This window comes from Thiohalophilus sp., assembly GCF_031581315.1.
Lineage (GTDB): Bacteria > Pseudomonadota > Gammaproteobacteria > UBA6429 > Thiohalophilaceae > Thiohalophilus.
The window spans coordinates 1-12,097 of record NZ_JAVLAZ010000065.1 but is presented as its reverse complement, the minus strand read 5'-3'; the positions used below and the strand labels follow the sequence as shown (position 1 = coordinate 12,097).

The following is a 12,097-nucleotide window of genomic DNA, read 5'->3' as shown; positions in this document are numbered from 1 at the left end:
TCGAGAAAAAGCCGCTGGCGCAGTGCCCGCAGTTGAAGATCATCCGTATCGACATGTCGATCTATTTTGGCTCACTGACCAACATTCAACGCCTGTTAAACCAGATATCCGATGAAGAAGGAATTAATCATATTCTGATCATCTCCACCGGCATCAACTTCATCGACATGGCCGGCGCCGAGATGCTGGTACAGGAAGCGCAGCGCCTCAAACAACGTGGCGGCGGATTGTACTTTACGGATAACAAGAGCCGGGTCTGCCGGTTTCTGCGCAAGGGACACTTTATAGAAGCCATTGGTGAAGATCATTTCTTCGCCACCAAGCAAGAGGCCATCAGTCATATTTTTGGCACGTTGAACCACAAAATCTGTGCCCGTTGCGACAAACGTATTTTCAAAGAGTGTGCGACCGTCCCACAGGAGGAACCGGTCGCCTCTCTTCATCCTGAACCGAAAGAGGGGTGAGTCCCATGTCGATTAATCTTGACGAATATAAAGAATATTTGCAGGAAGCCGCACCGGAAGTGCGGGACACGTTTGAAAGCACATTTCACGAAGCGTCCCGTGTCATGTCACCGGCCGGTTTACGGGATTACCTGGAAGGCGCCAAGGGGCTGTGCAACCTGGGCCGGGGCAAGGATGTCGTCATTTCCTATCTGCAAGAGATGCCCCTGGTGGTCAAGGAGTGCGGCGAGGATGTGATTCAGGATATTGTTGCCGCCGCCATGAAACTCTCCTCCATGACCTCCGGCGAGGTCATCTCGCTGATGTTTTCCAGCCTGCCCACCGCCGCAAGGCGCCTGGGCGATCCGGAACTGCTGCGCGGTTACCTGGGCCTGCTGCATCAGTTGTCGGCCAAGGCCTCACGCGGGCTGCGCCCGATGCTGCAGCATATCGATGAGCTGCTGAGCAAACTGACCCTTTCCGGTCTCAAGCGCTGGGCCCTGTACGGCGCCGAAGCCTATCGCAAGGATCTCAACAACCTGGTCAACTACTTCAACCTGGATACCCAGGACAGTCTGACTGTGCTGCAAAAAGAGCGCCGTGGCACCCTGTTCGTCGACACCCAGCGCAAGCTGAACTTCTATTTGCGTGCGCTGTGGGGCCGGGATTTCTTCGTGCGTCCGGCGGCGGCCGATCATGAAGGCTTCAAACCCTATATCGAACATCATGTGCTGCATTTGCCGGACGCGGTCGATCCTATCGGTGAGATCAGCGGCCTGGAACTGTATCGCGCCATCGCCGCTCACCTGGCGGCACATGTCAGCTACACTACCTCGCGTATTTCCGCCGAAGGACTGAGCCCGGCGCAGATGTTCTTTATCGGCCTGATCGAGGATGCGCGGGTCGAATATCACGCCATGCAGGCCTTCCCCGGTCTGCGAAATCTGTGGAAGGCGCTGATGTCGATCGAGTACGAGGGCCGGGCCGAACATCCGACCGTGCCGGTACTGGAACATTTTGCCCACATGTTGCTGGACCCGTCAGTCAAATCCGACGACGAGGCGCTCAATGCCCTGGCGGAGAAATTCCATACCAACATTGAAGAGAACAAGGACAACAACAGCTTCTCCTGGCATATCGGCATCGAGCTGTTCAATCTCTTTGCCGAACGCAAGGAGGTTCCCAGCCTGCGTATTCTGGAACAGATCCGTATCCCCTATCGCGACGACAACCGTTTCGTCTGGGAGTTCGAGGAGCTGAACTGGGAAGAAGGGGTCGAATATATTCCGGCCAGCCAGCGCCAGGTCAGAAAGACCGTCAGCGTCATGGACATGGTCAACGAACTCGATTGCGAGCTGGCCGGTGACGACGCCCAGGAGATCTGGCGTCTGGAAACGCCCTTCTGGCTCGATCAGGAAGGCTGCACCATCAACGAACTGGAAGGCAAGGAGGCGATCTCCGATCCTTTCCATTATCAGGAATGGGATTACCAGGTACAGCTGAACCGTCCCGACTGGGTCACACTCTACGAACATCGCCCCAAAAAAGGCGATCCGGAAGAAATCGAGAATATTCTGCTCGAATACAAACCGATTGCGTTTCGAATCAAGCAGATCATCGATATGCTTCAGCCTGAAGGCGTACAACGGGTACGCAACATGGAAGATGGCGACGAGATCGACATCAATGCCGCGATCGACGCCATGATTGCCATTCGCATGGGCGAGCAGCCCAATCCGCGTATCACCATGCGTAACGTTATCCAGACGCGCGACCTGGCCGTGGTGGTGCTGCTGGATCTCTCCGAATCCACCAACGAAACCGTTGAAGGCTCGGACAAGACCATATTGCAGCTGACCAGGGAGGCCTGTGCGCTGGTCGCCACCGCCATTAACGGCATCGGCGACCCCTTCGCGATCCACGGTTTCGCCTCCGATGGCCGACATGACGTGCAGTACATGCGCTTCAAGGACTTCAACCAGCATTTCAATGACGAGGTCAAATCACGCCTCGCCGGCATGCAGGGCGGACTCTCGACCCGCATGGGCGCGGCCATGCGCCACGCCGGCCAACACCTGTTACGTCAGCAACAGCGCAAGAAGCTGCTGTTACTGGTGAGCGACGGCGAGCCGGCGGATATCGACGAGCGCGATCCGCAACATTTGCGCCACGATACCAAGAAGGCGGTCGAGGAGTTGTATACCCAGGGCGTCATGAGCTATTGCCTGACCCTCGACCCCAACGCCGACAACTATGTGAAACGGATTTTCGGGTCCAATAATTACACCATTGTCGATCACGTGGACCGCCTGCCGGAGAAACTGCCGATGCTGTTCGCCAGCCTGACCAAGTAATTCCGGTCAAAGTCAGGTTACAATACGCACTGAAACATTGAACAACGGGTGACCCGCATGAAAAAACCTGTCGTCGGCGTCGTGATGGGCAGCAACAGTGACTGGAAAGTCATGAGCCAGGCCGTCGAGGTCCTCAAGGAATTCGGCGTCCCGCACGAGGCCAAGGTGGTTTCGGCGCACCGCACGCCGGACCTTTTATATGAGTACGCCGAACAGGCCGCCGATCGGGGTCTGCAGTGCATCATCGCCGGTGCCGGGGGCGCGGCCCACCTGCCCGGCATGCTGGCAGCCAAGACCATCGTGCCGGTGCTGGGCGTGCCGGTCACCTCGCGGGCCCTGAAGGGGCTCGACTCGTTGCTGTCCATCGTGCAGATGCCCAAGGGGATTCCGGTGGCCACCTTCGCCATCGGTGAGGCCGGCGCGGCCAATGCCGGCCTGTTCGCGGTCTCCATGCTGGCCCGTCAGGAGGACAAATACGCCCGCAAGCTGGAAACCTTCCGCAAGAAGCAGCGCACCAAAGTGCGCGCCATGAAACTGCCGAAGGTCTGAGATGCTGTTACCCGGTGCGACTCTCGGCATGCTCGGCGGCGGCCAGCTGGGCCGCATGTTCACCATCGCCGCGCGCAACATGGGCTACGAGGTGGTCGTGCTGGACCCCGATCCCGACAGCCCGGCCGGCATGCTGGCCAGCGATCACGTCTGTGCCGATTATCTCGATACCACGGCGCTCCAGTACCTGAGCGAGACCTGTGATGCGATCACCACCGAATTCGAAAACGTCCCCGCCGAAAGCCTGGAATATCTGGCCAACCATTGCGATGTGCGCCCCGGCGCCCGCGCCGTAACCCTGACCCAGGATCGGATCAGCGAAAAAACCTTTTTACACGATAACGGCTTTGCCACTGCCCCCTTTGCGGTGATCCGGGATCCCGCCGATCTCGATACAGCGGCGCGGACGGTCCCCACCCCGGCGATCCTGAAAATCGCCCGCTTCGGCTACGACGGCAAAGGGCAATATCCGGTCGCCTCCGGCGAGGAGCTGGCCGGCGCCTGGCAGGAACTGGGCAACAACCCCTGCGTGCTGGAACAACGGGTGGCTCTCGATCTGGAAATCTCGGTGGTCGTGGCCCGCGGGATCGATGGCGAAAGCCGTTGCTATCCGGTGGCTGAGAACGTGCATCGCCACGGCATTCTGGATGTCAGCCTGGTACCGGCACGCATCGACGCCGACCTGGAACAACAGGTACTCAAGGCGGCTACCGCCATTGCCGGGGCACTGGATTACGTTGGCGTGCTGGCCGTGGAGTTCTTTGTCTCCCGGGGCGAGCTGCTGGTCAACGAGATCGCCCCGCGCCCGCACAACAGCGGCCACTATACGCTGGATGCGACCCTCACTTCCCAGTTCGAACAGCAGGTGCGCGCGGTCTGCGGCCTGCCGCTGGGCGACCCGCGCCTGCTCTCCCCCGTGGTGATGATCAACCTGCTCGGCGATCTGTGGCAGGATCAAAAACCGCCGGCCTGGGATAAACTGTTTGCCCATAGCAACGCCAAACTGCACCTGTACGGCAAGCGCGAAGCACGCCCCGGACGCAAGATGGGGCATTACAACGTACTGGCACCCACCCTGGATAAAGCGCTGCATACCGCGCAGGAAATCCAGCAACAACTCGCTGGCACCGGAACGCGCGATACGTAAGGCGATACAGGCAACACTTTGCGTGGTGTCGCCCAGGCCGCGCCGGTTATCGCTCTGTCCCCCGCCTTGTTCTATACTGACAGCAACGCAATCGCCATTCTCTGCAACCTTGTGGAACAAAATACTGATGACTCAACGCAATTCAGCGCAACCCAAAAAATACGTCGGCATTTATAACGATATGAATGGCGGTATGACCGATACCGGGAAGATCATTCGTGATGCCTGGGTATTTGATCTGATCCCCGAAACAGAAACCTGCGAGGGCTGGCTGCCGCAAGGTATCGATGACCTGTGGGGCAAGGTGAACAGGGAGTGGGAAAAATACGGTTTTCTGGTTTCCAACCTGCCGGATGATTTACGGGAGAAATTCATGCGTATTCAGGACGACGCCGTCCAGCGCGCCCGGGAGGCAGGCTGGGATCCGCACAGGGATCTGGAAGACGAACACTGATAGCCGGATCCGGGCGTACACCTGACAGTACAGGGGGCCAGACCAGGAGTCACCATGTATCGCCGACTGGATAGCGTACCGGTATTTGAATACCGCGACGGTGAACTGCCCGCCCATTACTACAACGATGTGCAGGTCGCGCTCAAACGCCTGGGCAAGGATCTGCGCTTTGCCATTCCCCGCCTGAAACACCTGGATCTGATCCTGCAAAAAGATGCCTGGATTATCGTCGACCGGGTCCTGAACGATGTGCCGGTGGTCGCCTGGACCGATTTTCAGGCTGCCCATCGCAACAGCCTGCACGAACCGATTCCCTGCCAGATTCGCCTCTATCATATACACGGGCCGCTGGTCATGACCCGCACCCTGGAGGCCATGGAGCTGATTCTCGGCGAGATGCTGGCCAATCACGCCCCCTCGGAAGAGGCCAATATTGCCCCGATCAAATAATAATTGACCCCGATCAATCACTTATCCATTTCCCGCCAGTATAACCTTCAAGTCTAAAGGTTTTTCTCGCCGTGTCGATATTTTAACCATCATTTTCCGTATGGTTCATAAGGGTTTTCCCTGAGGCCTGCGAGAGGAGGACAATCATGTCGTTTACATGGGAGATGACCGGCGACCTTGCCCGTGCCGGTCTGTTAATGGGACTGTTCGGTCTGTCCGCACCGCTGGTTGGGGCCGATACCAGCTATCTCAATCAACTCAAGAGCGAGGCGGCCCAGACCCGGGTCGATGAAAAGCCGGCTGATTCCCCGCCCGCCGGGGCACGCGAGGCCCCGGCGGACAGCCCTCCGGCCCCGCAGTCCGGTCAGGACAACTATCTGCAGGGGCTGGCCAGCGAGGCGGGCGAGACCCGGGTCGACGACAGCGGCCAGGTCGCCACCCGGGAACTGGAAGGCGACGGGACGGAGGAGCTGCCCGAGGCCGCCTGGGATATCAACAGCCAGGCCCTCGATGTTCTGCAGGCGGGACTCGAACGGAATGAATTCGAGGCCCTGCTCAAACGAAATTACTACGCCAGCTATATCTTCTATAAAAAGCTGGATCCCACCTCCAAGTCACTGGTTTACAAGACCTATCTAAAAACACCCACCATCGTGGTCGTTCGTAACCAGATTATTTCCTTGTCCAAATAGCTGATGAAAGGGGAATTGAACATGAAATCACTTGTTTTTATCGTTGCCGGTTATTTACTTGCCCATTCGGCTCTCGCCCTGGATGTCGGGCTAACGCCCAACCGGGATTATGTGGATGTACAACACAATGGAAAGAGTATTCGCCTCCAGCGAATCCAGGATCAGGAACATGCGCTGACCGGCAGTTTCGCGAAAACCTCGCGCTCCTGCCCGCCGTTTTGCATTCAGCCCATTCAGGTGGCACCGGGGGTCACCACGGTCGGCGAAGTCGAAATCTTCGAGTTTATGGAAAACCAGCTACGCGATGGCAGCGGCCTGCTCATTGATGCCCGACTCCCCTCGTGGCACCAGAAGGGCACCATCCCCGGCTCCATCAACATTCCCTTTACCGTGTTTGAAAAATCGGACCTCGACCCGGAACTGGTCAGCACGTTTAAACAGCTTGGCGTGACCGAACGCCAGGAAGAACCCGGCCTGGTTGAAAAACTGCTCGCTGGCGGCGACGTGAACGAGACCTGGGATTTCAGCAATGCCAAAGAATTGATTCTGTGGTGCAACGGCCCCTGGTGCGGGCAATCGCCGCGCGCCATCCGCGGTTTGCTGAAACACGGTTATCCGCCGGAGAAAATCAATTATTATCGTGACGGGATGCAGATGTGGCAGATACTCGGGCTGCTCACCGTCCAGTGACCTGGCAACCTTGTGCATCGAAACGGTGGCGCAGCGCGGCCAGGGCGTCATCGGCCTGCGGCAGGCCGTTGCGCTGCGATTTGCGCCACCAGTGCAGCGCCTGACAGAGATCCCTCTGCCCCGCATCGCCATTGGCATAAAAGGTTCCCAGATTGAACTGGGCCATGGGATCCCCGCCAATAGCCGCCTGGCGCCACCAGTGCGCCGCCTTGTGCGGATTGCGACCGATCCCGCCCCGTCCCAGTGTATAGATGACCCCCAGGTTGTACTGGGAATCGGTATTCCCCCCTCTGGCGGCGCGCAACCACCAGCGTAGCGCCCGGGAGATATCCCGGGGAACGCCTTCGCCCCGCGCATACGCCAGTGCCAGTTTGTGCTGGGCATCAGGCAGGCCCTGCCGGGCGGCGAGCCGGAACCAGATCGCAGCACGCTCGGCATCGGGTTGAACGCCTATCCGGGCATCATGCAACAACCCCATATAAAACTGGGAGCGGGCATGCCCCCGCCGGGCCGCCGGCTCCCAGTGGCGCCGGGCCAGCACATACTCTTCCTGCTCAAACGCCGCCGAGCCGGCCTCGAAAGCCCGTTGTCCCTGCGCAGCATTCAACCCCAGAGCGGGCAGCGCCCTGTTACCCTCGCCATTGGCGGCCGGGAGCGAATAGGCCTGAAGCGGCTGCCAGGCCGACAAACCGAGGCAGGCTCCCGCCAGTAAACCACGCCACCGCCGCCAGCGAATTCCCTGTTCTGGTTTAAATAACACTGTGCACCACCTCACCCGGGAGGGACCCAAACAGCACCGCTTACAATGGGCTTAGCGACACGAGCGGGCGCATCTTGAGCCTGAACAGCCCCTCTTTCCTCCCAGCCGGGCGCGCTTCACAGTCGGGGGAGTTTTATTTGCCAGCCAAAATCAATCAGTTAAAATAGGTTCATAACGAGAACGATACCCAACTTCCAACCCCGGACAGGCCCTTGAGCGACACCTCCCAGTTACCCCTGGCGGTCGATATGGACGGCACGCTGGTGCACAGCGACACCCTGTGGGAAGCGTGCCTGCGATTGCTGGCCGAGCGCCCCTGGCTGGTGCTGTTATTGCCGTTCTGGCTGCTGGGCGGCAAGACGGCGTTCAAGCAACGGCTCAGCGAACATGTGCGTCTCGATCCGCAAACTCTGCCCTATAACCAGCCGCTGCTGGAATTTCTCCAGGCGGAAAAACAGCGCGGCCGCCCCCTGTGGCTGGTCACCGCCTCCCACCCGCAGACGGCCAACGCCGTGGCCGACTATATTGGCCTGTTCGACGGTGTGCTGGCCAGCGACGCCCGGTGCAATCTGTCGGGATCGCACAAGGCCGAACGGCTGGTTGAGACATTTGGCGAGGGCGGGTTCGTCTACGCGGCCAATGCGGCGGTGGATCTGAAAATCTGGCGCCGGGCGGCGGCCGCTATCGTGGTCAACGCCGGGCCGGGGCTGACCCAGCGGGCCAACTCCGTCACCGCCCTGGAGCGCATCTTTCCCCGGCCGGGCGCCACCGACACGCTCAAAACCCTGCTACGGGCCATGCGACTGCACCAGTGGAGCAAGAACGGACTGATCTTCGTGCCCCTGGTGCTCTCCCACAGCTGGGGAGCGACAGACCTGGTGATGCATACCCTGCTGGCGTTCATCGCCTTCGGCTGCGCCGCCTCGGCCATTTACCTGGTCAACGATCTGATCGATCTGGAAGCCGATCGACTGCATCACGAAAAACGTCACCGGCCCTTCGCGGCCGGGCTGCTGCCCCTGCCCTGGGGGATCGCCATGATTCCGGTGTTGCTGGTGGTGGCTTTCACCATTGCCTCGACCGTCAACAGCCACTTCATGCTGGTACTGGTGATCTACCTGTTGTTAACCACCGCCTATTCGCTGTTTCTCAAACCGGTGGCCTTGCTCGACGTGCTGGCCCTGACCAGCCTGTATACCCTGCGCATTATCGCCGGGGCACTGGCCATTGATGTGCCGCTCTCCTACTGGTTGCTGGCTTTTTCCATGTTTATCTTTTTTTCCCTGGCCCTGAGCAAACGCTTTTCAGAGCTCTACAACCTCAAACAGAAACCGGAAGGCAAGCAGACCGCGCGCGGCTATCACACCGAGGATCTGCCCGTCGTCAGTCTGTTCGGCATCAGCAGCGGTTATCTGTCGGTGCTGATCATGGTGCTGTATATCCACGATCTGCAGGCCGACAGCCTGTATGATCAGCCGCTCTGGCTCTGGCCCGTGGCCATTGCCGTGCTCTACTGGATCAGCCGGATCTGGTTGCTGGCCCACCGGGGGGTGTTGCACGAGGATCCGGTCCTGTTTGCCATTCATGATCGCACCAGCTACATCGTGGCACTGCTGGTCGCCATCTGTCTGTTACTGGCACTCTAAATCTTATGTCGCAAGAATATTCCTGGGGTCGCTATCCCGACGTGAAACAACCGCTTTATCCCCTGCGCTGGGAAGGCGATGCCTGGCCGCCAGCCGCCAGTGCCACATCCCTACTGGCGCACGGCCAGGGCCGCAGTTACGGCGATGTGGCGCTGAACCCCGAGGGCCTTTTGCTGACGACCGACGGTCTGGATCGCTTTATCGCGTTCGATACGCAAAATGGCGTGTTGCGCTGCGAGGCCGGCGTGACACTGGCCGACATTCTCAATCTGATTGTGTCCCATGGCTGGTTTTTACCAGTCACTCCCGGCACCAAGTTTGTCTCCATCGGCGGCGCCATCGCCAATGACGTGCACGGCAAAAATCATCACCGCGCCGGCACCTTTGGTTGTCACGTCAACCGGCTCGGCCTGCGCCGCTCGAACGGACAATTGCACGAATGCAGCACCGCTAAAAATAGCGAACTGTTTGCCGCCACCGTCGGCGGACTGGGGCTGACCGGCCTGATCGTCTGGGCCGAGATCCAGCTTAAAAAGATCAAAAGCACTGCTATCGAACAACAGGCCCTGCGTTTTGCCAACCTGGAAGAATTTTTCACACTGAGCGATGAATCGGACCGGCACTGGGAATATACCGTCGCCTGGATCGACTGTCTGGCTCGTGGCAATAAACTCGGACGGGGCATCTTCTATCGTGGCAATCATGCCGATGGCCGCCTTGAACAACCCGAGCCCGATGATTACCGCAAAACCCGTTTCACGCTGCCGATCACCCCGCCGGGCTTTATGCTCAACCGCGCCACGGTAAAACTGTTCAATCAGTGGTATTACCGCAAGCCATTGAAAAGTGAGGCGCTGGTCCATTTCGATCCCTTCTTCTATCCCCTGGATAAAATCGGCCACTGGAACCGGCTGTATGGCAAGCGCGGTTTTTTCCAGTATCAGTGTGTTATCCCGCGGGACAGGGCCCATGAGGCCCTGCCACAACTGCTGCAGGTGATCGCCGAAAGCGGTCAGGGATCCTTTCTCAGTGTATTAAAACAGTTCGGCGATGTTGCCTCACCCGGGATGCTCTCCTTTCCGCGGCCCGGCGTGACGCTGGCGCTCGATTTTGCCAATCGGGGCCGCAAGACTCTGGAGCTGCTTGAGCGCCTGGATGGCATTACTGTCGCCAACGAGGGGGCGGTCTACCCGGCCAAGGATGCACGTATGTCCGCCGACGCGTTTCAGCATTACTATCCCCGCTGGCAAACCTTTCAACACCACATCGATCCGGCATTCTCTTCCCGCTTCTGGCGCCGGGTTACGCAACAGGGAGTTTTTGTATGAAAAGGATCCTGATCCTCGGGGCCACCTCGGCCATCGCCGAACAGACCGCCCGGCTGTATGCCGATCGGGGTGCGCAGCTGATGCTGGCGGCACGCGACGAGGGCAAACTCCAGAGGCTGGCTGAAGACCTGAATATTCGCGGTGCCGAACAGGTTAGCTGGCAAGCCCTCGATCTCAATGACCTCACCGGGCATGAAGTCCTGTTGAATGATACCGAGAAACAACTCGGTGGTCTGGACATGGTCCTGATCGCCTACGGCACACTCGGCGAACAGGCGGCCGGGGAGCAGGTCTTCAACATGGCACTTGATGAGTTGCAAACCAATTGTCTGAGTGTGCTGTCGTTGCTGACCCTGGTTGCCAACCGTTTCGAAGCCCAACAGTCCGGCACCATCGCTGTAATTTCCTCGGTCGCCGGGGATCGCGGCCGCCAGAGTAATTATATCTATGGCACCGCCAAGGGAGCTCTGACGATCTTCCTGCAGGGACTACGCAATCGTCTGCACAAAGCCGGCGTGCAGGTATTGACCATCAAGCCGGGCTTTGTCGACACCCCCATGACCCGGGAATTCAAGAAAGGGCTGCTGTGGGTCCGGCCCCAGGCCATCGCCGCCGGTATCGTCAAGGCAGTCGACCGACGCAAGGATGTGGTCTATCTGCCGTTTTTCTGGCGCTATATTATGCTGATCATCAAGCTGATTCCGGAATTTATCTTCAAGAGGCTGTCACTCTAGTGGACAAGCAAAGCAAAATCGTCATCCCCGGCGCCGCCGGGCTGGTCGGACAGAACCTGATCGTGTTTTTGAAACAGGCCGGTTATACCAACCTGGTTGGTATCGACAAACATCCGCATAACACCCGGATGCTGGCTGAACTGCACCCGGACATTACCGTGATCGAAGACGACCTGGCCGAAAGCGGTCCCTGGCAACAGCACTTTGACGGCGCCGAAGTGGTGATCATGCTGCAGGCGCAGATCGGCGCGCTCACCGAAGAGCCGTTCATTCGCAACAATATTCACTCGACCCGGCACGTCATCGACGCCTGCAAACGTTACTCGGTCCCTTATATCGTGCATATCAGCTCCTCGGTGGTAGAATCGGTGGCCAATGACTTTTACACCAACAGCAAAAAGGCCCAGGAACAGCTGATCGAGGAGTGCGGCATCCCGCATGTCATCCTGCGCCCGACGCTGATGTTCGGCTGGTTCGATCGCAAGCATCTGGGCTGGTTGTCGCGCTTTATGCAAAAATCCCCGATCTTTCCCATCCCCTCGCACGGTCGCTTCATGCGCCAGCCACTGTATGTGAGGGATTTTTGCAATATCATCATTAGCGCCATGCAGCAGCGCCGGCATAATGAGGCTTTCAACATCACCGGGCGCGAGAAAGTCGACTACGTGGATATCATCCGCACCATCAAACAGGTACAGGGACTGCGCACCTGGATCGTTCATATTCCGTACCGGCTGTTCTGGTTCCTGCTCTGGTTCTATGCCCTGTTCGATCGTGACCCGCCTTTCACCACGCAACAACTGGCCGCCCTGGTGGCGCATGACGAATTCGAGCTGATACCGTGGTGGGA

13 protein-coding genes are annotated in these 12,097 nt (G+C 58.8%); 12 read left to right on the top strand and 1 reads right to left on the bottom strand.

What is annotated here, in order from left to right:
* From RI563_RS09805 to RI563_RS09770, 8 genes are all read left to right on the top strand, one after another.
* A partial coding sequence (locus RI563_RS09805; RefSeq protein WP_310694198.1) for a sodium-independent anion transporter occupies positions 1–464 on the top strand: 464 nt, incomplete at its 5' end.
* Positions 465–469: 5 nt separating this feature from the next.
* Positions 470–2,797: a nitric oxide reductase activation protein NorD gene (locus tag RI563_RS09800; protein ID WP_310694197.1), complete on the top strand. Its 2,328-nt coding sequence runs from the start codon at positions 470–472 to the stop codon at positions 2,795–2,797.
* Between the two features lie 57 nt (positions 2,798–2,854).
* Entirely contained in the window at positions 2,855–3,346 is a 492-nt protein-coding gene (gene purE / locus RI563_RS09795) for a 5-(carboxyamino)imidazole ribonucleotide mutase (protein WP_310694196.1), read from the top strand.
* Between the two features lies 1 nt (position 3,347).
* Positions 3,348–4,493, top strand: a complete 1,146-nt coding sequence (locus tag RI563_RS09790) for a 5-(carboxyamino)imidazole ribonucleotide synthase (RefSeq protein ID WP_310694195.1) — start codon at positions 3,348–3,350, stop codon at positions 4,491–4,493.
* Between the two features lie 127 nt (positions 4,494–4,620).
* On the top strand, positions 4,621–4,947 hold the full coding sequence (locus RI563_RS09785; RefSeq protein ID WP_310694194.1) for a hypothetical protein: 327 nt from the start codon (positions 4,621–4,623) through the stop codon (positions 4,945–4,947).
* Between the two features lie 54 nt (positions 4,948–5,001).
* Positions 5,002–5,397, top strand: a complete 396-nt coding sequence (locus RI563_RS09780; protein WP_310694193.1) for a hypothetical protein — start codon at positions 5,002–5,004, stop codon at positions 5,395–5,397.
* A 146-nt stretch (positions 5,398–5,543) separates the two neighbouring features.
* On the top strand, positions 5,544–6,089 hold the full coding sequence (locus RI563_RS09775; protein WP_310694192.1) for a hypothetical protein: 546 nt from the start codon (positions 5,544–5,546) through the stop codon (positions 6,087–6,089).
* A gap of 21 nt (positions 6,090–6,110) precedes the next feature.
* Positions 6,111–6,779: a rhodanese-like domain-containing protein gene (locus tag RI563_RS09770; protein WP_310694191.1), complete on the top strand. Its 669-nt coding sequence runs from the start codon at positions 6,111–6,113 to the stop codon at positions 6,777–6,779.
* Here the strand turns inward: RI563_RS09770 and RI563_RS09765 are convergent.
* Positions 6,766–7,539, bottom strand: coding sequence for a tetratricopeptide repeat protein (locus RI563_RS09765; RefSeq protein ID WP_310694190.1), 774 nt, complete (start codon positions 7,537–7,539; stop codon positions 6,766–6,768). The genes RI563_RS09770 and RI563_RS09765 overlap by 14 nt on opposite strands.
* A gap of 212 nt (positions 7,540–7,751) precedes the next feature.
* On the opposite strand from RI563_RS09765, the gene RI563_RS09760 reads away from it, so the two are divergent.
* From RI563_RS09760 to RI563_RS09745, 4 genes are all read left to right on the top strand, one after another.
* A complete protein-coding gene (locus RI563_RS09760; protein ID WP_310694189.1) occupies positions 7,752–9,185 on the top strand; it encodes a UbiA family prenyltransferase in 1,434 nt (477 codons plus the stop codon).
* Between the two features lie 5 nt (positions 9,186–9,190).
* Positions 9,191–10,513, top strand: a complete 1,323-nt coding sequence (locus RI563_RS09755) for an FAD-binding oxidoreductase (protein ID WP_310694188.1) — start codon at positions 9,191–9,193, stop codon at positions 10,511–10,513.
* Positions 10,510–11,247 carry an SDR family oxidoreductase gene (locus RI563_RS09750; protein WP_310694187.1) on the top strand — a complete coding sequence of 246 codons (738 nt, stop codon included), beginning with the start codon at positions 10,510–10,512 and terminating at the stop codon, positions 11,245–11,247. Before RI563_RS09755 ends, RI563_RS09750 begins: the two co-directional genes overlap by 4 nt.
* Positions 11,247–12,097: NAD-dependent epimerase/dehydratase family protein (locus RI563_RS09745; RefSeq protein ID WP_310694186.1), on the top strand; the 851-nt coding region annotated here is incomplete at its 3' end. The genes RI563_RS09750 and RI563_RS09745, both read left to right, overlap by 1 nt.